The following is a 22,515-nucleotide window of genomic DNA, read 5'->3' as shown; positions in this document are numbered from 1 at the left end:
TATCGTGAGGCGATATAATCGGAGGGAAATGAACATGAAAGAAGAGAACGCAAGATCGAGTGCGATTCCGCACCTCGCCGAACTGGCTGAGTTTCGGTACCAGTTGAGGACGTTTCTCAGCTTCAGCGAAGCGGCTTCGGAGGCCTGCGGAATTGCGGCGCAACAATACCAGCTTATGCAGGTGATCGCAGCGACGCCTGAAGGCCGTCCGGCGACGATCAGCCATTTGGCCGAACGCATGATTCTGCGCCATAACAGCGCCGTGGAGCTCGTAGACCGCGTTGAGAAGGCCGGGATGGTGCGGCGCAGGAACGACGAGCAGGACTTGCGGCGATCGCTGGTGGAGCTTACGCCTGAGGGGAAGAAGATTTTGCAACAGTTGGTAACGCAGCACGTGCAGTATCTCAAAACGCACGGCGAGGAGATCGCGCGAACGCTTCGCACACTGCAACCTGCTTCTCAGACTGAGAAGGCTAAGGACTTGGACGGGAGACGATGACGCAGTCCTTTACCGGCAAATCATATGCCAGCAAACTGCGGGATTACTCGGCGGACAGCCGGATCTTGTATGTGAGCGTGCTGGCGGCGGGCCTGGGCTCTGTGAGCGCTGTGGCCGCATGGGCGCTGCTCGAGATGATCGCGCTCTTCACGAACCTGTTCTACTTTCATCGCTGGAGCTTTGTGGAGCACGATCCCTGGCAGAGTGGCGTGCATTGGTGGTCCCCGCTGATGCCTGTGCTGGGTGGCCTGCTCGTCGGGTTGATTGCACGCTATCTTTCTCCGCGGGTGCGTGGACACGGTATGCCCGAGGCCATTGAGACGATTGTCTTTGGCGGAGGCAAGGTGCAGCCCCGCGTGGCGGTTTTGAAGCCGGTAGCGACGGCCATTGCGATAGGTTCCGGTGGCCCGTTTGGAGCGGAAGGGCCGGTCATCATTACGGGTGGCGCAATCGGTTCGGTGTTGGGGCAGCTATTACCGATGACCGGCTCCGAGCGCACCGTGTTGATGGTCGCAGGAGCTTCGGCCGGTATGGCGGCGACATTCAACTGTCCGATGTCGGCCACCTTGTTGGCAGTGGAGATTCTGCTGTTCGAGTGGAGGCCTCGGTCGCTGGTTCCAGTGGCGATTGCCTGTGTGACGGCCAGTGCTGTTCGGCGGTTGCTGCTGGGGCCTCAGTCGCTCCTGCATATGGCGCCGACGGGTGCGCCGATCTATCACTCCGCCATTTTATGTGCGTTGATCCTGGGGATCGTCGCGGCGTTTGTAGCGGCCGGACTGAGCAAAGCTGTTCACTTCAGCGAGGCGATGTTCGCGAAGCTGCCGATTCATTGGATGTGGTGGCCGGCGATTGGCGGCTTGGGTATTGGTCTGGGCGGGCTGATATTTCCAAAGGCGCTGGGTGTGGGCTACAGCACGATCCAGGAGATGATTACGGGCGACACGGCGTGGAAGCTGTTGGCCGGCATCCTGGTGATCAAAAGCCTGATCTGGGTGTTTTCGCTAGGTTCGAATACCGCGGGCAGCATTCTGGCACCGCTGCTGATGATCGGCGGAGCCATGGGAGCGGTAATGGGGCATCTGGCGCCTGTGATGTCGCAGGGAGCCTGGGTGCTGGTGGGCATGGCGTCGGTACTGACGGGAGCGATCGGGTGTCCGCTGACTTCAGCGATGCTGGCGCTGGAGTTGACCCACAACGGTGGGCTGATGCTGCCGGTGCTGCTCGCGAGTGTGGCGGCCTACGCAGTGAGCGTGCTGGTGATGCCTCGATCGATGTTGACGGAGAGCCTGAGCCAGCGAGGCCTGCATCTGAGCCGCGAGTTCGGCGTCGATCCGCTGGAGACCATGTTGGCCAGCCAGGCGATGCACACGAGCGTCTTCGCGCTCAACGACGATGCTACCCGCAAGGATGCCTTCGACTGGCTAAGCAAGATGGAAGAGCGAGGCGGGGAAGCCTGGTCCCACTGGCAGAGGGTCTTTCCGCTGGTGGACGCGGAGGGTAGGTTAGGCGGACTGTTGACCCGTTCGCAGATGATGACGGCAGCCAAACAGGCCGATCTGTCGCAACCGCTGGTGCTGAGCGGATCGACGACGCCGACAACGGTATCCCCGCGCAATACGCTGCGTGAGTGTGCGGGGATGATGGCGGAGACGAAGCTGACGGCGTTTCCGGTGGTCAACGGCGAGGGAAAGCTGGTCGGCATCATCACCATCGATGACCTGCTGAAGGGCCGTAGCGAGCAGGCACGTCGAGAGAGTGATCGAGAGCGTGTGTTGCGGCTGCGGTGGCCCTTTGGTGGACGTGCTGTAGGTCAGAGTGATAAGTGACAAGTGGTAAGCGTACGGCTTATCTGCCGATCTTTACTACTTGTTGGCGTTCACACCGAAGAGCTCAGCCATCTCATCGTGTAGAAAGCCCTGACCTGGCTTGTAGGGCTGGATCCACTTGCCGTCGAGGACGAACTGCGGGATGCCGCGCTTGCCGGTCTGGGCGATCACCTTGTCGGCGGCGCCTGGGGTGGTTTCGATGTTGATCTCGGTGTAGGGAATCGAGTGAGTCGCAAGAAAGCGCTTGGCTTCGCGGCAGTCGCGGCACCAGTCAGCGGAATAAACGAGAAGCTCCATAGGGGTATTGTCGCCGATATGGGAGGATGATTGCACGCGGGTGCTTTATCCCGTTGAGTGGTAAAGGGAAACGAGGTGGAGGCTATGTCGATGTCCGAAGGGATTCAAACCTGTACCAGCAGCCATTCTGTTGATGAAATCGTTGCGCGGCTGGAGACGCTGCTCAAGGAGAAAGACGTCAAGCTCTTTTGCTGTGTGGACCACTCCGGCGAGGCCAAGGCTGCCGGTCTTGAGATGCCCGCGACGAAGCTGCTGATCTTTGGGAACCCCAAGGGTGGAACTCCTGTGATGCTGGCCGCACCGAGCGCTGCGCTCGACCTTCCACTCAAGATTCTTGTCTCCGAGGCTGGCGAGGGAAAGACGGTACTTTCCTGGAACGATCCTGCCTGGATACAGCAGCGCCACGGCTTCCCAGATGATCTGGTGCCTAATTTGTCGGCTGCAGGGATGTTCGCGAGAAAAGTTGCCGAATGAGGTTCGGCTGCTACTGAGTCGCTCCGGGGATGTGGAAGTCAACGCCTGCGTCGTGATTCGCTTTCTCCGTTGCGGCAAGGTCAAGCTGATCGACTGGGATATCGCGGCGATGTCCGTCGCTGACGTAGAGGGTTGTTCGGGTCAGAGCGTAGTTGTGAATTTGCTCTGCAGGACGGCCGTCTTTGAAGATGAGGGTGACTGCCTCTTCGTTCTCAGGAGGTGGTGCGGGAAGCGCTGCTGGCCGCGGTTCTGCGGATGCCTGTTCGGTATAAGGCGGCGGAGCTCCCTGATCGGTTCCCTGGGGCGTGTATCCGTTGATCGAGTCGTCGGGCGGGTTGGCTGAAGAATCGTAGCCGCCGTTATCGGGATAGTCGAGGTAATCGGGATCCACCCAGCCGGAGACGTAGGGGATGCCTGCTCCGTAGTATGGCCTTCGATAGCGGAGGCCAGCGGAATAGCCAGGTCGGCGGTTATAGAAGTTAGGTCGGCTGTAGAAGTTAGGTCTTTGCGTATGAACGACCGGGCTGAAGCTAAGGGGCCTGCTGCCGTTGGAGATTGGGCCTCTCGACGCTCCATAATGACCTGCGGGAGAGGCGAAGCCTCCATGAAAGGCGGGTGCGCTACGAAAAGAAGGAGCGCTTCGAAACGCGGGTGCGCTTCTACCCACGCTGCTATGTCCTCCTGAGAATCCACCGCGGGCTCCGGAACGTTGGGCGCACAGAGGGAACGTAACCCCTGCAATAACCAGCGCGAGTGCGGCGAGGCGCTTCATATATCTATTGGACGCCTACAGGCGGAGAAAAGTCACGCTTTATTGTTCGTGATAGTTGCGCATGAGGCCGCCGTCGATGACATAGGTCGAGCCGGTGACGTAAGCCGCATCGTCGGAGGCGAGGAAGGCGGCCAGGCCGGCGATCTCTTCGGGGTTGGCGAGACGGCCCAGCGGGATGTTTGCGAGCAGGGCATCGAGCTTGGGCTTGTTTGCGAGTAATGAAGTATTGATCGGAGTATTTACCGCTCCAGGTGCGATGTTGTTTACGGTAATTCCCAGTGGACCCAGCTCGACGGCGAGGTCCCTCATCAACATGCGCATGGCTCCTTTGGAGGCACAGTACGTCGAGAAGTGGGGAAAGACCATATCTTCATGCACGGAGGAGATGTTGATGACGCGGCCTGGCTTTTTGGCATCGCGTAGTTTGCGGACGAAGGCCTGGGTGAGGAAGAAGGCTCCCTTGAGGTTTACGTTGAGGACTGCGTCGTAGTCGGCTTCGGTGACGTCCCAGAAGTCCGCACCCTTCTCGATGCCCGCGTTATTGACGAGGATGTCGCAGGATCCGAGTTGCTGCCAGGCTTGGTCGACAAGGTTCGTGCAGTCGGAGAGTACAGAGACGTCGGCGCGAACCAGGATGGCCTTGCCGCCTGCGGCCGTGATCTTGTCCGCGGTAGCCTGGGCCTGATCGATGTGGTCACGGTAGTCGACGACACAGTTCGCGCCTTCTTTTGCGAGGCGTTCTGCGATGGCCTGGCCGATGCCTGATCCCGATCCTGTAACGACGGCGACTCTTCCTTGCAGTGTGGGCACGTGTGCTCCTTGGGGTAACGGTCTGTGATGCAGGCAGGATAGCAGCGATGGGTGCTGGGTATTGCTAACGCGAAGGCAATTTCTTTGCGGGAGCTTTACGCGTTGCCATCGGTGTTGGCCTCCGTGAACAAGTCAGATGCGGACTTGTTCGCAGAGGTTTGAGCTGCACGGCGGGCGCGGAAGAAGTTTGTGAGCATCGTGCTGCACTCTTCGGTGAGTACGTCCTCTACGACTTCGACGCGATGGTTGAGCGCGGGGTGGTTCATGACCGAGAGCACGGAGCCGCAGGCCCCGGCCTTGGGATCGCGTGCGGCGAAGACGAGGCGTGCGATGCGGGCGTGCAGGATGGCTCCGGCGCACATCGCGCAGGGTTCAAGCGAGCAGTAGAGGGTGCAGCCGCCTTCCGGGGTCAGGAGGCGGTAGTTGCTCAGCGCGAGGCCCGCGGCGCGGAGAGCGACGATCTCCGCGTGGGCGGTGGGGTCGTTGGTGCGCAGAACCTGGTTGTTGCCGCGGCTAACGATCTCACCCACGGGTGAGACGATGATCGCGCCTACGGGAACTTCGCCGGCTGCTTCAGCAGCGCGGGCTTCGGCGATGGCGAGTCGCATGAAGGCTTCGTCGTCTGGGATTGTAGCGGTGGACATCGACTCCCGTTGTACTACTTTGTGGGGCTCGATGCGACTGGAGCCGCCATTTCCTTCAGGTAAGCGGGAGAGAGTGTGTTCTTCTGCTTCGAAAGAGGGAGCAGCGTGGGATAGAACTGCACGAAGGTGGTATCGACGGCTCCGTGATTCTCGTGGCAGCTATAGCAGTCGGCAGGTGGGGGAATGAGCTTTGCCGAAGGGGTGTTTCCGTCCTGGTCGTAGAAGGACCACTTGCCGTGGTCTTTGACATGGATTTCGAAGCCCCTGATCTCAGAGGTCTGGGTGTGGCCGCGCTTGTTAATGGACACGGGATTTTCGGAGCCGCGGATTTCGAGAACCATCGTCGTCTTGTCCGGCCAGGTGCCGGTTGTGAGGAAGCTGCGGTAGGCGGTTGGGTTGACGAAGACGTTGTTGAAGACGGGGTGGGCAGAGGGCTGAGCGGTCGCGGCGTCGTAGGACATGTCGATGCCTGAGGTGAGGAAGACCCACTCGCGATAGTGGATGGGCGCGATCAGGTCGCCGCTTGGGGTGTAGCTGGGAGCATCGGTGGTGGGGGCGGCAGGCTTTTGGGCCTCGCCGAGGAATGCGAGCAACAGCAAACCCGCGATCGGGATGAAGCGCTTGAGCATGAATGACCTCGATGTCCTTTTATACGTGGATGGCATCTGGAGGTTCCCGCGTGATGCCGAATCTTTGACCCTTCGCCGGCCGGGACCTGGAGCAGAATCCCTATCGTGCAGCCGCGATAGGTCGCCCCTTCAGGGCTCTATCTTTTCTGGGGCTGTAACCCAGGGTTCCGGCGACACGGCGAGCAAAAACGCTCGCCAGCCGCCTCCACCCTGGGCTGGGATATGTCGCCCCTTTGGGGCTTGTACTCGTGGCCGGCACTTTTTCTAGGGAAAAGTGCCCTTCAAATGATCGCCACTGGGTACATCTATAGGTATTCTGCTCTATTCATCTTCTGGGTGCTGGGAGAGGGAAAGCAGATTCCCGTCCGGATCGAGGAACCACGCGATCCGGGCTCCTCCCGGCGCTGTCCATATGCCCAGATCACTCTGGGACATGGGAGGATACCGCTTGAAGGTCACTCCCCGGGCGTGCAGGGCTTGCACTTCTTCCTCGATATCTTTTACGCGCCAACCCAGGATGGTATGCGGAACGGGCTTAAACTCACCGCTTTTGGTGATTCGAATCAAGGTTCCATTTGACTCTACGACCAGAGCAAACGGGTCGTCGCTTACAAAGCGCAGCCCCAGGACACCTTCGTAGAAGGCACGTGCCCGCACAGCATCGACGGTTGGGATGAAACCCATCACTTCGCTGTTAGAGATCATGATTCTTCCTCTCCTACCCGCTTCATAGCCCTCTTCAGATGGCGCGTGTCCTGTGTGGCGGCGATTCTTCAGAAAATAATACGCCGACTCGGAATGCTGTTCTTTTCCGCTTGGGTGAGCCGCTCACGACTTGATGCGAGGATCGAAGGGATAGCTTGCCGCTTCCGTGATGCGAAACGCCTTTGCATCCTCATGGAGAGGGTTGAAGAGAAAGTTCGTCGTGTGAGGCACGACGGCGCTCGGAATCCGCAGGAGGACCGACCGGTTTGAGCGGAGCCAATCTGTACCCAGCTGCCGCGTGGCGTCGAATCGAATTCGCCAGTCATCGGGAAGAGTTTCGGGGGTGATGGCTTCGGTCGCAAGGTCCGGCCCCTCGACGCGCAGCAGTGTGTACTCCGGGGGGATATCGTTCGAGGCGGTGTGGACACAGACTTCCAGCAGAGCGGCGGCCGGATTCTCGCTCAGATAGACCACGGGCTGGCCGCGATGATGCCAGCGGGCGCTTGCTCGCAATCCGCCCATTCCACTGAGATCGAGATAGCGGCTGATTCGCCAGAGCACCATTTAGAGGTACATGCCCTCGTCGATCTGAATGAGCAGTTCTTCGACCAGGCGGCTGCCGGTATCTGTCTTGAGAAGAGAGAGGGGCGTTCTCTCTTCCAATCGCGGCTGTGGCCTTCGCATCCAGGCCAGTGCCCTCTCACGGCTCCCATAGATTGCCTCTGCCGCAGAGAGCGTGCGAATCATGCGGAGAACGCGGTCGGACTCTTCCATCGTCAGCTTTTCGCGCCGGGAGCGGCGATGCTGGAGTGTTCGTGCGGGAATGACAGCCTCGTCAATCTCGGAACGCTCAAGGCCAAAACCCATCAGACGTTTGATCACGGAGGTGGCGAGGCGGCCTTCTACAAGGCGAAGGATGTCTGAATCTGTCGAGGGAGCCTTGACCCCCAGCCAGTCGCCGATCTGGACATTGGCAGCACTCATCGTTATCACCCTTCTACATTATGCCATATTTAGAGCGGCAAACTGTAGTTACCGCCGGGAGTAGTATCGACTGTCAAAGGAGAGGCAAACATGCCAAAGGTTCGAGTTGCGGGATTTGGTGTTTCGTTGGATGGTTTCAGCGCGGGAACGGAGCAGAGCCTGGACGATCCGCTGGGCAAACGCGGTCCAGAGATCTTTCAATGGTTCTTTCATACAAAGACGTTCCACGCGATGCACGGACAAGAAGGCGGATCGATCGACGTGGACGATACGTTCGCGCGGGGGGCGATGGAGAACTTTGGCGCCTTCATCCTTGGCCGCAATATGTTCGGTCCGGTGCGCGGCCCGTGGCCGGATGATTCATGGAAGGGATGGTGGGGCGACGATCCGCCGTACCATGCGCCAACCTTCGTGCTGACTCACCATGAGCGCGAACCGTTGGTGATGCAGGGTGGGACGACTTTCTATTTCGTTACCGGAGGTATCGAAGAGGCGCTTCGACGCGCGAAACAAGCCGCCGGTGACAAGGACATCAAGGTCGGAGGAGGCGTTTCCACCGTGCGGCAGTATTTGCAGGCCGGGTGGATAGATTCCCTTCACCTTGCGTTTTCGCCTGTCCTGCTTGGTCAAGGTGAAGCCCTGTTTGCAGGGCTTGATCTCCGTGCGCTTGGGTTCTCTGTGACGGAGCGCAAGGTGACGGAGAATGCTACGCATGTGGTGCTGGAAAAGGGATTCTAGTGTGTGTCATCAAGTTTATTGTTGGAGTGAAGTTGAGCTATGCAAGCAGCTTGATGAGACACGAATCGGAAGGGTCGGTTTCAACCGGGCCGGGAAAGCCCGGGCAAAGCCTCTTTCCACTCTGCCGAAGGCTGAAGCGGAGGCGTAGCCAGAGCGACTGAATTGTTTTCTTTGATTGTGGCGAAACGGGTGGGCACATCCTCGAATGTGTCTCCGGCGATCCATGTGCAGCTTGGGCTGCGCGAAGGAAGGCAATTCAGTCGTTGCGCCCTGCGGGCTCCACTCCAGCCTTCGGCAGAAAGGAGTGAGCCATTGAACGCTGCTTTGGCGGCCTGGCTGATGCCAGGCCCTTCCGGTTCGTGCTTCAACAAACTGTTTGCACGGCGCGGCTCACTTCACAAGCTGTTTGACGACGCGCTCTAGCGAACCTGCGGTGTGGCTGCGGGGCCGAAGAAGTGTTCGATCTGTTGGGCCAGGCCTTCGAGTGCGGGGCGGCGTGAGGTCAGAGATGTCTCGTCGAGGTTGAAGCTTTTGCGCCAGATCTCTTCGAGGATCGGAAGCAGCCTGGCGGCCAGCAGGTCGGCGGTGGGGAAGTGTGCGATCGCGGCGAAGAGTTGTTCTTCTTCGGGTTCGTACTCATCGGCTGGAGCCCCTTCGGCGATGTGGCCTTCGGGGTCTGCGGCGCGCATGAGGTCTTGAATCGATTCGAGATCGGGTGGTGGAGGCCAGGGCTTCGACATACTTAAAGCAAATCTCCTGTTACTGGGAAGTTGAATCGGGCGTGCAGTACCGTTTTTCTGGGGAAAAACGGCCATAGGTGTCGTGGCTTCGCTATACACCTACAGGAGCTTTGCTTAAGCGGGCTCCTGCTGCGTCATGCAATGCAGCGCGCCCAGGCCCCAGATGAAGTCGGTGCAGTGAATGCCGGTGACGGTGCGGGTGGGGAAGCATTCGGCCAACGTATTGAGCGCGATGCGGTCGTTGGGATCGTTGAAGGTAGGAACCAGCACGAGGCCATTGGCGATGTAGAAGTTTGCATAGCTCGCGGGCAGGCGCTGGCCTTCAAAGTGGACGGGCGCGGGCATGGGCAGCGTCTTGATGGTGAAGGGGCGACCCTTGAGATTGCGCGCGGCGTGCAGGCGCTCGAGGTTTTCGGCGAGCGGCAGGTGGTTCTCGTCGGCGGTGTTGGTCTCGACGGCGGTGAGGATAGTGTTCGGCGCGACGAAGCGGGTGATGTCGTCGACGTGGCCGTGGGTGTCGTCGCCCGCGCAGCCGCGGTTGAGCCAGATGACCTTCTCGATGCCGAGGTAATCGTGGAAGGCCTGCTCCAGTTGCTCGCGCGACACGCCGGGATTGCGCTGCTGTACTTCGCTGAGCAGGCACTCTTCGGTGGTGAGCAGGATACCTTCACCGTTGGTGTCGATGCTGCCGCCCTCGAGGACGAGGCGCTTGCTCTTGCCGTCGGGAGGAGTGACGGCCGGCTCGAAGCTGGTCATGCCGTAGAGCTTGGTGACGTGCCTGGGGATGAGGTCATCGTTGCGCCAGTTGTCGTACTTGGCCCAGGCGTTGAACTTCCAATTGGTGAGCGCGGTTTCGCCGCTGCCGTTCTTGACGAAGATGGGGCCGGAGTCGCGCAGCCAGACGCGATCGGTGCGCCAGTGGTGGAAGTGCAGACGCGCGAGATTGGCCCCCTGGCGGCGCAGCATGCTGGTGGCGCGCTTCTCGGTGGGGAGGTCGTTGACGAGGATGTGCACGTCCTCGACCTGCGAGAGGTGGCGGACGATCTCGCTGTAGACCCAAGGGATGGGCTGGAACTTGCCGGGCCAGTCCTCGGGGTTATGGGGCCAGGCGATCCAGGTGGCAGCGTGCGGAGCCCACTCGGCGGGCATGCGGTAGTTTTTTGTCACTAGCCCATTCTAAAGAAGCTTTTGGAGAGGGTGGGTTTTGCGGGCAAGATTTCGCTGAGCATTGATGTTTGCGGGCGATAAAATTTAGTCGAAGAATGGGGATATTCGGAATAGCGCGAAGCGCAAACCGCGACGCTGAAGCGTCAGGGAACGCGCTTCGCGCTGTGGGGAACAGGCTGTCATTCTCCGGTGAACCAACGACTAGGAATGGGGGCGCCCCTTCGTGGCTTGGTGTAGTCGTTTGTCTCTAAGTGAAGGCGCCTCCCTGCGTTTTTTGTGCGTTTGTCCTGCCCTTAAATCAGTTCCCATTTTCAAATCAAATTCTTTTTAAAGATTAGTTACTGTTCCTCGCGGGCGTGGTCTAATGAGTGCGCGTGGCTCGAAGGTGCTTCAAGCGCTTTGGAGCAAATGTGCGACATTGACGTTCGAGGTCAGCAGTCATGCGCAGTCCGGCGTCCCTTCTTCTCATTGCTATCGCGCTTGGATCGGTCAGCGTGCATGGTCAAACGACATCCAAACCATACGGTTGCGAAGCTCCTGAAGTAAGGGCGGCGCTCGACACCACTCTTTCCCTGGATGAACTCGTCAAACTCACGATCACGCAGCGGGCTGCACTCAGACATCAGGTGCTCGATGCGCTGCTTGCGAAGTATCCGCATGAGTATCTGCTCTATCGCGAGCAACTCTATGCAATAGCAGGCACAGGCGATTGGGAAGCGCCTCTCGCGGCTTTGCGTGAGCGCTGGGTGAGCGATGCGAAGTCGCATCCCGATGATCCGATGGCTTTGATGCTGGCCGGGAAGGTGCTGGCAGATAAGGATCCGCTGGAGGCTATCCGGTTACTGAATGCGGCGCAGGCGAAAGCGCCAAAGTTTCCATGGCCTTCGTTTGAACTCGCGAACATCTACTGGCGGGGAAAGTATGCCGATGACGCGAAGCTGAAGGAGAATCTCGAGAGGTTTTACGCGTTGTGCCCCTCCTGGGTAGACACGGCAAATTTTGGGAACCAGATCGAAGGATTCAAGCTGCGCAAAGACCTGCCGCTGCTGGCAAAGACTAGCGTTGCGATGCGTGCAGAGCTTGGGAAGCAGACCGATCCGAAGCGGCTCGAAGACTACGAGATCCTGTGGCAGCGCGAGTTCCTCACGCGGCCGCCGAGTGAGCATGAGACGGAGCGCGCACAGATTCGGCAGGACCTGGATCGGCTCCAGAAGCTTGTGCCGCATGGGGACGCGCACTGGAGGCTCTTCCTGATCTCAGGCTATCAGTTGGCCGGGGCCTCGAATGAGGAGTTGGCGCGCATGCAGAGCCAGGCGGCGAAGGACTTTCCCCACGAGGCACCGGCCGAGCGGCTGGCGCAGGAGCGTTGGGACAAAGAGCACCTGCTTCCGGATGGGCAGAAGGATGCGGACGCGTGGAAAGCCTATGAAGCCGCGAGGATTGAAAAGGAGAAGGCGTTTCTTCAGGATTTTCCAGACGACCCCTTCCTGCAGCGCACGGAGCCTTTCTTCATGGTGCAGGATGATGAATACGTTTCGGAGGCCGATGGGCTCGCGGCGGTCGACCGGTATTTGAAGTCCATGGAGGAGTACGGCGGTTACGGCATCCTGTCGGATGGGCTGGCTGCGCCGTCGAAGTTCCTGCTGAAGCATGGCTGGCAGCCGGAGCGCGCGCTGGAACTGCTGAAGAAGACCTCGACCTACAAGAACGGCGGCCACACCAAAGAGTCGTGGGGCAGCTCTCTGGATGCGGATACCGTTAAGCGTTTTCACCGCCAGATGGTATCGATGGATCTCGATAATCTCGGTTTGATTCTCAAGGCGGCCATGCTGGCCGGGAAGCCGGAAGAGGCTATGCAGTTCCGTGCGGTGATCGAGGAGCCGCCGCCGGAGAACAAAAAGGACCTGGAGCAGTACTGGACCAATCGAGCGCGCTTTGCCACGCTCGACCATCACCCTGAAGACGCGCTGGTGTATTACCGGACCGCGCTGGATAGTCGCACGCAGCCACCAACGTATTCCCAGGGCATCCTGCGCGACGATCTGACCGCAGAATTTCATACGCTGTGGACCAGGCAGGGAGGCACGGAGACAGCTTGGGCCTTGTGGAATCCTCCGGCGCCTGTAGCTGACGCGGACGCTACGCAGCGGGATGGAACCTCGGCCGCGGGCAAACCCGCCTCCACACCGAAGGGCGTGGCAACCGCGCAGGAGGGCGATTGGGAAAAGGTTGGGAAGGAGATGCCCTCCTTCGAGTTGTCGGATTTCTCGGGCAAGAAGTGGAGACAAGGGGATCTTGCGGGCAAGGTTGTGGTGGTCGTTTCATGGGCCACGTGGTGCGGGCCGTGCCACCTGCAGGACGCTCTGCTGCAAAAGTTCTATGACAAGGTGAAGGACCGCAAAGACCTTACTGTGGTGAGCTTCAACGTCGACGAGAATCCGGGGCAGGTACTGCCGTTCATGCAAAAGCAGGGATATACCTTCCCGGTTCTGGCGGCGTTCTCCTATGAGGGGGCCCAGAATTATGTGCCACGTACATGGATCATCGATAAGCAGGGCCACTGGCGCTGGGTGAAAAATGGATACGACGAATCGAAGACCTACGCGGAGTTCGAGAAGGGCCTGCTCAGCCAGATCGATAAAGCGGAAGTGGGGCAGTAGGAATCGCATGATCGGCAAGCTGTGTATCGCCGCAACACTCTGCGCAGGTCTGGCGACTGCGCAATCAAATCAAGCAGTCCCGCCCAGCAAACCACTGGCATTCGAGGTCGTGTCCATCCGGCAGAATGTAGCGGGTGGTGAGATAGAGAAGTTTGGGGCGACGCCGGATGGGTTTCACATGGTGAACATGCCGCTGGGACGGGTGATTCTGACGGCGTATACACCTGCAGGAGATTTACTCTAGCGGCTTGTGGTTTCCCGCAATGTGGTGTTTTTGGCAATCTGAAGGGGAGTTGTCGAAAAAAGGACTTTCGAGGAATGCACGGCACTCCAAAAGCGTTCTCCTGATTAGTAAACGGAAGCCTCTCTTAGCAATATTCATTCAGGGGCCCTACGTTGAAGCCGTGATACGACTAATTTGGTGTGGGTGTGTCATCAAGGTGGTCGATGACTACCGTGTCCACCGTGACCTTTTCAGGCTTCAGTTTGAGTCCGAGTTGTTCTTCGATGGCAGTGAAGAAAGATGGCAGGTTCGAGTCGGTGCTGTTGTCGGGGGCGTAACTGAGGTCGATGTTGAAAAGACCTGAGAGACCCGTGTGATCGACGACCGGAGCATGCTCCACTATTGAAAACAGGCGGGCGATTCCACCCGGGTTCACGCCGCGTCCTTGTACATAGCCCGGGGCGCTGAAGTTTTGTGAAGACTCCCCAGCTTTTTGCCCCTGCGTCACGGATTCAGGCGCGACGGGATGCAACTTCTGGCCGCCCTTGGCCACGAACAGACCGTAGCCGGAGAGCTCGCGTTTGCCTGCATGGGTACTGAGGTGGAAACGCTCTCTCAACAACTGCTGCATCATGGGACGAATCATGTCGAAGGTCCACGGCTTGCCGTCCGGAGTAGTCGCACGAAGGTCATAATTAGTGTCGACCGCTTTGCCGCCACCATCGATGTAACTTGTGCTGTAAGCGATTTGGATCAAGTTGCGCAGCGTGATACAGGTATCCGCGTACTGCACACCGCCAGGCGGCAGCGTGCTGAAACAACCCGGAGTCAGTTGGGAGGGCCGGATCGACGCGGTCTCAAAAGCGAGTTGAGGTACGGCGTTACTTTGCTGGGCCTGAGCTGTACTCCAGATCAGTCCAGTCACAATCACCACCTGCAACGAACGACGGACGCGTTTGCGCATGGACTCAACCTTAAACCCTGATGTTGAGCCAGTACCCCCATGTGGGTGAGAGCGGGTGCCAGTTCGCTTTTATTGTAACTTCCACTGAGTTTTGCCGATGCTCTCGGACTAGTTCACAGCTCGGTTGCCTGGGTAGTGATGGTCTAGTTCGAATATGTCATTCGCGCAAGATGGTGTTATCAGTAATTACGAATAAATAGTTGTAGCTCACATGGAGGCCAAGGGTTGTAATCCTGGCTATACCTCTCGGGCCTTTGCTACTTCAAGCGCTCGAGCCTGAACGTTCGTGCTTGAAAAGTTCCCAACGTTCTGGGCGAGATAAAATCTTTCGGGGTCCTTCGACTGCGCGTCTCGCAAAAGCGCGAGACACTTCGCTCAGGATGACGTTTCGGTGGGTGATGTGAACAAAACAGCTGGGTAATCTATCTCGGTTTCGTTAGTTCGTGCTGTAGAAGGTGTACGTGGCTGCGTAGGGGACGCGGAGGACTACGTTCACATTCTTCGCGTCGCAGCCGGAGGTGGGGGCCTGGCCGGCCTGGGTCTCGGAGCGGCGTACGAAGGTGATGTTCGACAGGGCGCCGGTGGTGGTGCCGGTTGGGTGCGTCTCGAGCAGGAGCCAGGGGATGTTTGCCGGGTTGTCGGAGGGCTTGGACTGCAGGACCTTGCCGGTGATGGAGCTGCCGTCGCTCCAGGTCCACGTGGGGCCGGCGGTGTGCACGCCTATCTGCTGGTGGGTGGTGGGATCGAAGAGTCCTGCCGCGGGCTCTTCAAAGACCCAGGCGAAGCCGCCGTTCTGAGCCGTGCAGTTGTAGGTTTGAACGCCGTGACCTTCGACGGTGTAACGAACATGGGCAGTTGCGGGAGGCAAAGTCGGGTCCGCTGTTTGCTGTGGCGCGAAGAGAGCGAGCAGTGCGAGCGCGAGGATCATATTCCGTCTGACTTTCTCAGCGCGAAGGCGCTGAAATGAATGCGGCCCTGGGCCGGTTTTGAGGTCGCGTTGCTACACGATACCTCTCGCGAGGGTCGATGCGATAGTTGCCAGGATGTTGCAGTCGCGGTTCTATCCTAGAGACGCATGGTACCTGAGAAGTGTTTCTAACGAAGGAATGAAAATGGCGCCGACGAAGCTTGTTGCGGTGATTACCGGGGCCTCCAGTGGGATTGGACTTGAGTTTGCGCGGAAGCTGGCGAAGACGCATGACCTTGTGCTGGTGGTGTGATCGTTAATCCCCTCGACGTTAAGGAAGAGGCGGATTTCTAACCGCAATTTGCTTGGCCGGGCGCTTGCGGGATGGCATAGTGGGTGACAATCCGTTGTGCCTGTCTCGCTGGGCCTTGTATGGCGAGTAGAGCTTCTGGTTTGCGATGAAGCCCCGGTGGGATTCCAGTGGGTTGTGGCACGGATGGGTGTGGCTTGTCAGGATGCTTGCTGGTGCGGAAGACAGCAGATTCCCTCCGGGAATGACAACTAGAAAAGCAAAAGCAAAAGCAAAAGCAAAAGCAAGAGCAAGAGCAAAAGCAAAGGCGAAAGTGAACTCACACCCGTAGAGGGTGTTTTTTATTGGAGATTTTATGGCTACTGCACGTTGTTTGAAGGTTATTCCTGGCGCTGAGGTACAGCAGGAAGCGCAGCCGGGTAAGAATCGCTATGAGCTGTACGTTGATGGCCTGATGGATGGCAAGACGAAGTCGCAGGCGGCGCTGGCTGCGGGGTTTTCCAAGAATCAGGCGCGTCATCCGGGCAGGAGTATCGAAGGGCCTGTTACCGAGGCGCTGCTGCATAAGGCCCTGACTCGGGAGCCTTCAGGAGAGGTTGCGAAGAGCCGTTACGAGCTCTATGTAGCGGGCTTGATGGATGGCAAGACGAAGAGGCGGGCGGCACTGGACGCAGGATTTCCTGCGAAGCGAGCGGATCATCCGACCACGCGGATCGAGGGGCCCATCACAGAGATGTTGATCCGCAAGGCGATGGCCCATGCGGGGATCACGCTGAATATTCTGGCGGAGAAGATGCGCGAGGGATTGGATGCGGTGCGTCCGCAGGTGGTGGCGAGTGGCGAGCGAGGTAAGGCGGCGACCGTGCAGATGATTGCCGACTTTGAGACGCGGCTGAAGTATGTCCAGCAGTTGTTCAAGATGCTGGGGGCTGTCGAGCCGGAGCGTGAGGCGCAGGAGGTGCGAGTGAATATTGTGGCGGTGGGGGCGCGGGAGGACGTGGTGGTGCAGTAGGGGCACGCCAAATGCGATGTGCCACCCCTGACGTCTGGGGTGGCACCAATGCGGGGGGCCTTCGCGTACCGCTCAGGATGACGACGAAAACAAGCAACGACGAAAACAAGCAACGACGACGAAATAAGCAACGACGACGAAAGTAGCGAGCGCTTCGAACAATGGTGCTGTTGTTCGAAGCGCTGTCGTGCTAGTCGAGAAAGCGGCTGGTGATGCCGCCGTAGGCGTCGATGCGGCGGTCGCGGAGGAAGGGCCAGTGCTGGCGGGTGATCTCCACTTCCCTGGAGTCGAGGTCGGCGTAGAGGATCTCTTCCTTGTCGTGCGAGGCCTTGGCGAGGATGCGGCCGAAGGGATCGGCGATGAAGCTGCCGCCCCAGAACTCGAGGCCGGTGGCCGGGGTGTGGTCGCCGGGGCCTTGCATCATGACGCCGTTGTGCTCGACGTCTCCGTGCTCGTGGCCTACGCGGTTGACGGCGCAGACGAAGACTCCGTTCGCGATGGCGTGGGCGCGCTGGATGGTCTGCCAGGCGTCGTATTGGCGCTCGCCGTACTCGGCCTTCTCGCTGGGGTGCCAGCCGATGGCGGTGGGGAAGAAGAGCGTCTCGGCGCCCTTGAGCGCGGTGACGCGTGCGCCTTCGGGATACCACTGGTCCCAGCAGACGAGCGTGCCGATGGGGCCGGCGGAGGTCTTCTGCGCCATGAAGCCGAGGTCGCCCGGCGTGAAGTAGAACTTCTCGTAGTAGAGCGGGTCGTCGGGGATGTGCATCTTGCGATAGATCGCGGCGAGGTTGTCCGGCGCGGCGCTGGTGTGGTCGAGGATGGCCGCGGTGTTGTGATACAGGCCCGGAGCGCGGCGCTCGAAGAGGGAAGCGATGACGACGAGCTTGTGCTCGCGCACGACTTCGCTGAGGGCGGCGGTGGAGGGGCCGGGGATGGACTCGGTGATGTCGAAGAGTGCGTGGTCTTCGCGCTGGCAGAAGTACTGCGCGCGGAAGAGCTCCGGCAGGCAGATGAGTTTGGCGCCGTTTTCGGCGGCCTCGCGCACGCGGGCTACGGCCTTCGCGAGGTTGGCCTCGGTGGAGGGGGCGCAGGACATCTGGATGAGAGCGACGCGGGTCGTTTTAGAGGTCATTTTTTGTGGTCTCGATTCCATTACCAGTGTAGTAGATGGTCTGAAGAATGCTGGGGATTCGTGAGAGGGAGAGGGCGCGATGTTTGATGGTTGGGGAGGCGGAGCGCGCGGGGCTTTAAGAGCAGAATCAACGATGCGAAGGGCTTGGGTTTAGGTGTGGGCCTTTTGCGCATAGCCGAAAGAAGGCCGGGCCTAAAGGCCGCATCTTTGCTAGACCTGAATTCCGTAGCCTAAAGGCTACGGCTCCCTCCGTCTCCGTGACGCTGAAGCGTCACGGAACGCGCTGCGCGCCATTGGATGCCCCCCTTATAAGGTTTGGACTCTGCTTGTCTTTGTGATCGGCCCGAAAGGTGGGACTAGCTGATGGGGCCCGCGCCCGTTTGTGCCGGTACGAATGCGGGGGTCCTTCGCCGGTGGCTCAGGATGACGGCGAAAAACAAGCAACGGCCACAACATCGCAACCTCAACGGCAAAGGCGGTCAAGCCTCAACGGCGACGGTGTTGCAGGCTGTAGGCAAGAACCCAGCAAAAACCGCGAAGGAACGATGTTGCTTGACGATGAATTTCTGCTAACTTTAGATGTGGCCCTAAGGTTGCCCGCGGCCTCGGTAATTTGTTCCCCCTGCACCGTTCTTGCAAAAATCCATCACCCGGCAGCAAAAGCTGTCATCCCAAGGAGTGCCATGTCGAGCGAATTTCGCAATTTTCTGGAGTTGTCCTACGAAGAGCTGGAAGACCTCAATCTGCAGGCTAAAGACCAGCGCAAGAAGCGTGTAGCTGCCGACGTCATCCAGGAAGAGCGCCTGAAGTATCTTGCGGATACACCCGGCATCAAGGCTGTGACGGTTCTGTTTTCGGACCTCGAAGGCCGCCTGCACATGCTCGACTACGACAAGAAGTTCCTGATCAAGAGCTATGACAACCTGACGTTCGACGGCTCCTCGATTCGCGGCTTTACGGCGCAGCGTGAGAGTGATCTTCGCCTGGGCCTCGACTGGAGCGCGTTTTACTGGACGCCGGCCGATGTGTTCGGTTCGGGTAAAGTGCTGGTGTTCGGCGAAGTCATCGACAAGAACGGCGAACACTATTCGGGCGACCTGCGCGGTGTGTTGAAGAGCTTTGCCACGGAGCAGTTCGAGAAGAACGGCTACACGCTGAACGCCGCCAACGAGATCGAAGGCTTCCTGTTCGACGGCATCGATGCGGAGCGCACTTTCCACGAGACGGGCAAGTTCGAGTACGTCAACCAGGGCGGCTACTACCACTCACTGCCGGGCGACCCGCTACGCGAGTTCATCGATACGACCGCTGAAGTGCAGCGCGCGATGGGCTTCGAGAATGAAAAGGATCACCCGGAAGTTGCGCCTTCGCAGTTCGAGATCAACTACTCGTACGGCGATGTGGTGGCGGCTGCCGACCAGATCCAGCTCTACAAGCTGATCTGCCGCCAGGTTGCGACCCAGATGGGCATGACGGCGAGCTTCCTGCCGAAGCCGGTTACGGGCGTGAACGGTTCGGGCATGCACACCAACGTTTCGATCACCAACAAGAGCGGCAAGAACCTCTTCTGGGATCCGAAGGGCGAGGAGAAGGTCTCGAAGTTTGCGTGGGGTTTTGTGGACAAGATCCTGACCCACGGCAACGACATCTGCCTGCTGCTGAACGCCAGCGTGAATGCGTATCGCCGCCTCGATCCTCACTTCGAAGCTCCGAATCAGATCAAGGCTTCGGCGACGGATCGCGGCTCGATGGTTCGTATTCCGATCGGCAACGAGAAGTCGGCACGCGTCGAAGTTCGTTCGGTTGGACCGGATGCGAACCCGTACATGGTGCTGTACTCGGTGTTCAAGAGCGGCCTGCAGGGCAACACGTCGAAGATCAAGAACCTGCGCCAGGCTGAGCGGTATCTGCCGGATAACATCTATACGGCTCTCGAAGACTTCCGCAATGCGGAGTGGACGAGCGAGCTGCTGGGTGAGGATGTGAAGGCTCGCTACGCGGACCTGAAGCAGGCGTCGGCCGATCGCTGCGCACGGCTGCTGGGTACGATCGTCAAGCCGTCGGAGATCCAGTTCCACCACGATGTTTATAACCAGTTGCTGTGGGGCCAGTTCTAAGCTCCGCTTACGAAACAAGCAAAGAGGGCCGGCAATTGCCGGCCCTCTTTGTGCGTCCCTTCAATGGGACTACGTTATGAACGGATTGAGCAATCGCACAGGGAAGCTCAGGAAATCGCGCGTATTTCGCGTTACCAGCGTGAGATCGTAAATGGCCGCTGTGGCTGCAATCATTGCGTCCGGCAGGAGGTCAACTGATTTCCTGTCCATAAAGTCTGCGGCCATGTGTGCCTCGGCCGTGCCAAACGGCAGGACTACGATTGAGCGAATAACGCTCTCAATCCATGCCGCAATTTCATCAGCCTTTGCAGGATTTTGTCTCCTCGTTCGCTGTGCACCGCTGTGCAGTTCATAGATTGTGACAGAGGGCAGCGCAAGGGTATCTAGCGACTGAGCATTGAACCATGACAGCACCGCGCCGTGCGGACGAATCTTGCGCAGTTCGGAGATGCAGTTTGTGTCAAGCAGATACACGCCGCTTCTGTGCCTTTCTCTGTTCCAGCCGCTCGCGGTGACGATCGGGAATTTCGAAGTCCGGTGCGGATCGCAGTAAAGCAAGGAAGTCATCGCGCCGCTGCTGCTCTGTCCGCTCATCTCGGTTGGCAAGCGAGTTTTGATTCTTTAGCAACTGCTTCCATTGGTTGATCGGTACGATCACGGCTGTTTCCACGCCGTGGCGCGTGACGATCTGCGGCCCTTTTTTCTCTGCCGTGTCGATCACTTCGCTGAATTTGGCTTTCGCTTCCTGAAGTTGCCAGCTCGCCATGTCCCTCTCCTGACTAGTTCCTGACCAGAATAGCATCGGTGAAATGAGGGCATGTTCAGGGGAGGTGTGCGCGTTTATCGCTCGGCTTGTGAGTAAACCCGTTGCCAGTTGCATTTTGACGGTGGTAGGTTGGGCGGCATCTTGAAGGAGGGCCCAACCTATGCAGACCAGCTACAACGACATTCCCGTACCCAGCGATGGACAGGCGATTGAGTATGCCAACGGCAAGTACACCGTGCCGGACCATCCGATCATTCCGTTCATTGAAGGCGATGGAACAGGACGCGATATCTGGAAGGCGTCGCAGCGGGTGTTCGATGCGGCGGTTGAGAAGGCTTATGGCGGCAAGCGCTCGGTGAAGTGGTTCGAGGTGCTGGCGGGAGAGAAGAGCTATCGTAAGACGCAGAACTGGCTGCCGGACGATACGGTGAAGGCGACGGTGGACTTTCGCGTGTCGATCAAAGGGCCGTTGACGACGCCGGTGGGCGGTGGGATTCGCAGCCTGAATGTGGCGCTGCGGCAGTTGATGGATCTGTACCAGTGCGTGCGGCCGGTGAAGTACTACAGCGGCGTACCGAGCCCGGTGAAGTCGCCGGAGAAGCTGGATGTGGTGATCTTCCGGGAGAACACTGAGGACATCTATGCGGGCATCGAGTTCCGCGAGGGAACGCCGGAGGCTGCGAAGTTCATTGCGTTCGTGAATGACGAGATGCTGAAGGGCACGAAGAAGAAGGTGCGGCTGGACTCGGGTGTGGGCGTGAAGCCGATCTCGATTACGGGATCGAAGCGTCTGGTGCGCGCGGCGATTCAGTATGCGATCGACCACCAACGCAAGACGGTGACTCTGGTGCACAAGGGGAACATTCAGAAGTTCACCGAGGGCGCGTTTCGCGAGTGGGGCTACGAGGTGGCGATGCAGGAGTTTCGTGCGCATACCGTGACCGAGCGGGAGAGCTGGATTCTGGGGAATCTCGAACAGAATCCGAAGCTGACGCCGGAGGAGAATGCGGCGCTGGTGGAGCCGGGAATCGAGTTCGCGTCGAAGGAGTTTGGCGAGAGCATCGTGCAGGAGGTGCGCGATGTGGTGGCGAGCATCGGAGCGACGCACGGCAATGGGCAGTGGAAGAACAAGATCCTGGTGAATGACCGTATTGCGGATTCGATCTTTCAGCAGATCATTATTCGGCCTTCAGACTACAGCGTGCTCGCGACGACGAACCTCAATGGCGACTACATCTCCGATGCCGCGGCAGCGCAGGTGGGCGGATTGGGGATCGCTCCGGGCGCGAACATCGGCGATGGCTATGCGGTGTTTGAAGCCACGCATGGAACGGCGCCGAAGTATGCGGACAAGGATGTGATCAACCCGGGATCGGTGATGCTTTCGGGGGTGATGATGTTCGATTTTCTCGGCTGGAGTGAGGCCGCGCGGCTGATCGAAAGCTCGATGGAGAAGACCATTCAGCAGAAGTTCGTGACGTATGATTTCGAGCGGCAGATGCAGGGTGCGACGAAGGCGAAGACGAGTGAGTTCGCCAGCCGGATGATTGAGAATATGGGGTGAGAGGTGCGTCGGGGTTAGCTGGAGTTTTGCTGCCCCATTCATGCGCAAAGAACGCGCATGAATGGGGTATGGGCAATCTTCTAAGGACGATACTCGAAGGGATTGATCGTCGGGACGTCGAGATTTTTGAAATCCCGCACGTTGCGTGTAGCTATGGTGAGGTCTTGTGTGCGTGCTATGGCGGCGATCATCGCATCTTCTGAGACAAATTCGGGCTTTCGACTTGCGAAACGGGAATAGTCACGCGCAGCAGAGAGATCGAAGCTCAGAATATTTGCGGTTTTTGCAACTTCATCAACCCAGCGTTCGATCTCCCTTGCTTTGTCCGAATTTTGAAGTCGCGTGAGTTCAACGCCTCGCTGTAATTCCAGAAATGCAATTGAAGGCAGAAAGATCGTATTTGCAGGCTGATTTGCCAGCCATGCGAGTACAGCCCCATGTCTACTGGGGCGCCTCGTTTCTGAGATGACATTTGTGTCTAGGGCGTGTTCACACTATTGGCTAGACTTCTGTTAACCTGTTCGTACCGATGGAACTGACAGAGGCGCAGTATGAACGGATCAAGGAAGCGTTGC

Annotated in this window: 24 protein-coding genes and 1 pseudogene; 9 read left to right on the top strand and 16 right to left on the bottom strand. The window is 58.8% G+C overall.

Annotated elements, in window-relative coordinates; genetic code table 11:
- The first annotated feature begins 28 nt into the window (after positions 1–28).
- Complete coding sequence (locus HDF15_RS14440; protein WP_260331099.1) at positions 29–499, top strand: MarR family winged helix-turn-helix transcriptional regulator; 471 nt, start codon at positions 29–31, stop codon at positions 497–499.
- Positions 496–2,325, top strand: a complete 1,830-nt coding sequence (locus HDF15_RS14435) for a chloride channel protein (RefSeq protein WP_184256712.1) — start codon at positions 496–498, stop codon at positions 2,323–2,325. Before HDF15_RS14440 ends, HDF15_RS14435 begins: the two co-directional genes overlap by 4 nt.
- Positions 2,326–2,361: 36 nt before the next feature.
- Here the strand turns inward: HDF15_RS14435 and HDF15_RS14430 are convergent, their stop codons facing one another.
- Complete coding sequence (locus HDF15_RS14430; RefSeq protein ID WP_184257012.1) at positions 2,362–2,622, bottom strand: glutaredoxin family protein; 261 nt, start codon at positions 2,620–2,622, stop codon at positions 2,362–2,364.
- 90 nt (positions 2,623–2,712) lie between these two features.
- Here HDF15_RS14430 and HDF15_RS14425 point away from each other — a divergent pair, with 90 nt between their 5' ends.
- Positions 2,713–3,096: a DUF302 domain-containing protein gene (locus HDF15_RS14425; protein ID WP_221314438.1), complete on the top strand. Its 384-nt coding sequence runs from the start codon at positions 2,713–2,715 to the stop codon at positions 3,094–3,096.
- Between the two features lie 10 nt (positions 3,097–3,106).
- Here HDF15_RS14425 and HDF15_RS14420 read toward each other — a convergent pair whose 3' ends face one another.
- From HDF15_RS14420 to HDF15_RS14390, 7 genes are all read right to left on the bottom strand, one after another.
- Positions 3,107–3,868 carry a hypothetical protein gene (locus HDF15_RS14420; RefSeq protein ID WP_184256708.1) on the bottom strand — a complete coding sequence of 254 codons (762 nt, stop codon included), beginning with the start codon at positions 3,866–3,868 and terminating at the stop codon, positions 3,107–3,109.
- A 39-nt stretch (positions 3,869–3,907) separates the two neighbouring features.
- Positions 3,908–4,678 carry an SDR family NAD(P)-dependent oxidoreductase gene (locus tag HDF15_RS14415; protein ID WP_184256706.1) on the bottom strand — a complete coding sequence of 257 codons (771 nt, stop codon included), beginning with the start codon at positions 4,676–4,678 and terminating at the stop codon, positions 3,908–3,910.
- A gap of 95 nt (positions 4,679–4,773) precedes the next feature.
- Entirely contained in the window at positions 4,774–5,322 is a 549-nt protein-coding gene (gene tadA / locus HDF15_RS14410) for a tRNA adenosine(34) deaminase TadA (protein ID WP_184256704.1), read from the bottom strand.
- Positions 5,323–5,336: 14 nt separating this feature from the next.
- Positions 5,337–5,951: a cytochrome P460 family protein gene (locus HDF15_RS14405; RefSeq protein ID WP_184256702.1), complete on the bottom strand. Its 615-nt coding sequence runs from the start codon at positions 5,949–5,951 to the stop codon at positions 5,337–5,339.
- Between the two features lie 321 nt (positions 5,952–6,272).
- Positions 6,273–6,656 (bottom strand): VOC family protein, encoded by a 384-nt coding sequence (locus HDF15_RS14400; protein ID WP_184256700.1) that lies wholly within the window; start codon positions 6,654–6,656, stop codon positions 6,273–6,275.
- A gap of 123 nt (positions 6,657–6,779) precedes the next feature.
- Positions 6,780–7,220, bottom strand: a complete 441-nt coding sequence (locus HDF15_RS14395) for an RES family NAD+ phosphorylase (RefSeq protein WP_184256698.1) — start codon at positions 7,218–7,220, stop codon at positions 6,780–6,782.
- Positions 7,221–7,640, bottom strand: a complete 420-nt coding sequence (locus tag HDF15_RS14390; protein ID WP_184256696.1) for an antitoxin Xre/MbcA/ParS toxin-binding domain-containing protein — start codon at positions 7,638–7,640, stop codon at positions 7,221–7,223.
- Positions 7,641–7,730: 90 nt separating this feature from the next.
- On the opposite strand from HDF15_RS14390, the gene HDF15_RS14385 reads away from it, so the two are divergent.
- The gene (locus HDF15_RS14385; protein ID WP_184256694.1) at positions 7,731–8,378 is read left to right on the top strand and encodes a dihydrofolate reductase family protein; all 648 of its coding nucleotides are present in this window, start codon (positions 7,731–7,733) and stop codon (positions 8,376–8,378) included.
- Between the two features lie 419 nt (positions 8,379–8,797).
- On the opposite strand, the gene HDF15_RS14380 is transcribed toward HDF15_RS14385, so the two are convergent.
- Both HDF15_RS14380 and HDF15_RS14375 read right to left on the bottom strand, forming a co-directional pair.
- The gene (locus HDF15_RS14380; RefSeq protein ID WP_184256692.1) at positions 8,798–9,118 is read right to left on the bottom strand and encodes a hypothetical protein; all 321 of its coding nucleotides are present in this window, start codon (positions 9,116–9,118) and stop codon (positions 8,798–8,800) included.
- Positions 9,119–9,232: 114 nt separating this feature from the next.
- Entirely contained in the window at positions 9,233–10,267 is a 1,035-nt protein-coding gene (locus tag HDF15_RS14375) for an agmatine/peptidylarginine deiminase (protein ID WP_184256690.1), read from the bottom strand.
- Between the two features lie 458 nt (positions 10,268–10,725).
- On the opposite strand from HDF15_RS14375, the gene HDF15_RS14370 reads away from it, so the two are divergent.
- Together HDF15_RS14370 and HDF15_RS14365 are read left to right on the top strand one after the other, a co-directional pair.
- Entirely contained in the window at positions 10,726–12,945 is a 2,220-nt protein-coding gene (locus HDF15_RS14370) for a TlpA disulfide reductase family protein (protein ID WP_184256688.1), read from the top strand.
- A 7-nt stretch (positions 12,946–12,952) separates the two neighbouring features.
- Entirely contained in the window at positions 12,953–13,189 is a 237-nt protein-coding gene (locus HDF15_RS14365) for a hypothetical protein (RefSeq protein ID WP_184256686.1), read from the top strand.
- A 169-nt stretch (positions 13,190–13,358) separates the two neighbouring features.
- Here HDF15_RS14365 and HDF15_RS14360 read toward each other — a convergent pair whose 3' ends face one another.
- On the bottom strand, positions 13,359–14,132 hold the full coding sequence (locus tag HDF15_RS14360) for a TIGR03435 family protein (protein WP_184256684.1): 774 nt from the start codon (positions 14,130–14,132) through the stop codon (positions 13,359–13,361).
- Positions 14,133–14,568: 436 nt separating this feature from the next.
- Positions 14,569–15,060, bottom strand: a complete 492-nt coding sequence (locus HDF15_RS14355) for a DUF3455 domain-containing protein (protein WP_184256682.1) — start codon at positions 15,058–15,060, stop codon at positions 14,569–14,571.
- Between the two features lie 644 nt (positions 15,061–15,704).
- Between HDF15_RS14355 and HDF15_RS14350 the strand changes: the two genes are divergently transcribed.
- Positions 15,705–16,361, top strand: coding sequence for a hypothetical protein (locus tag HDF15_RS14350; RefSeq protein WP_184256680.1), 657 nt, complete (start codon positions 15,705–15,707; stop codon positions 16,359–16,361).
- A gap of 190 nt (positions 16,362–16,551) precedes the next feature.
- Here the strand turns inward: HDF15_RS14350 and HDF15_RS14345 are convergent, their stop codons facing one another.
- Entirely contained in the window at positions 16,552–17,493 is a 942-nt protein-coding gene (locus HDF15_RS14345; protein WP_184256678.1) for a carbon-nitrogen hydrolase, read from the bottom strand.
- Positions 17,494–18,176: 683 nt separating this feature from the next.
- Between HDF15_RS14345 and HDF15_RS14340 the strand changes: the two genes are divergently transcribed.
- Entirely contained in the window at positions 18,177–19,610 is a 1,434-nt protein-coding gene (locus HDF15_RS14340; protein WP_184256676.1) for a glutamine synthetase family protein, read from the top strand.
- Between the two features lie 69 nt (positions 19,611–19,679).
- On the opposite strand, the gene HDF15_RS14335 is transcribed toward HDF15_RS14340, so the two are convergent.
- Both HDF15_RS14335 and HDF15_RS14330 read right to left on the bottom strand, forming a co-directional pair.
- The gene (locus HDF15_RS14335; protein WP_184256674.1) at positions 19,680–20,084 is read right to left on the bottom strand and encodes a type II toxin-antitoxin system VapC family toxin; all 405 of its coding nucleotides are present in this window, start codon (positions 20,082–20,084) and stop codon (positions 19,680–19,682) included.
- A complete protein-coding gene (locus HDF15_RS14330; RefSeq protein WP_184256672.1) occupies positions 20,071–20,376 on the bottom strand; it encodes a type II toxin-antitoxin system Phd/YefM family antitoxin in 306 nt (101 codons plus the stop codon). The genes HDF15_RS14335 and HDF15_RS14330 overlap by 14 nt, the downstream gene beginning before the upstream one ends.
- Before the next feature lie 160 nt (positions 20,377–20,536).
- On the opposite strand from HDF15_RS14330, the gene HDF15_RS14325 reads away from it, so the two are divergent.
- Positions 20,537–21,940, top strand: a complete 1,404-nt coding sequence (locus tag HDF15_RS14325; RefSeq protein ID WP_184256670.1) for an NADP-dependent isocitrate dehydrogenase — start codon at positions 20,537–20,539, stop codon at positions 21,938–21,940.
- Between the two features lie 80 nt (positions 21,941–22,020).
- Here HDF15_RS14325 and HDF15_RS14320 read toward each other — a convergent pair.
- A pseudogene (locus HDF15_RS14320) lies at positions 22,021–22,410 on the bottom strand (type II toxin-antitoxin system VapC family toxin); the annotation flags it as partial.
- Positions 22,411–22,515 lie beyond the last annotated feature (105 nt).

This window comes from Granulicella mallensis (assembly GCF_014203225.1).
GTDB classification, from domain to species: domain Bacteria; phylum Acidobacteriota; class Terriglobia; order Terriglobales; family Acidobacteriaceae; genus Granulicella; species Granulicella mallensis_A.
The sequence above is the reverse complement of the archived record's forward strand: the minus strand, read 5'-3'. Positions and strand labels throughout refer to the sequence as shown.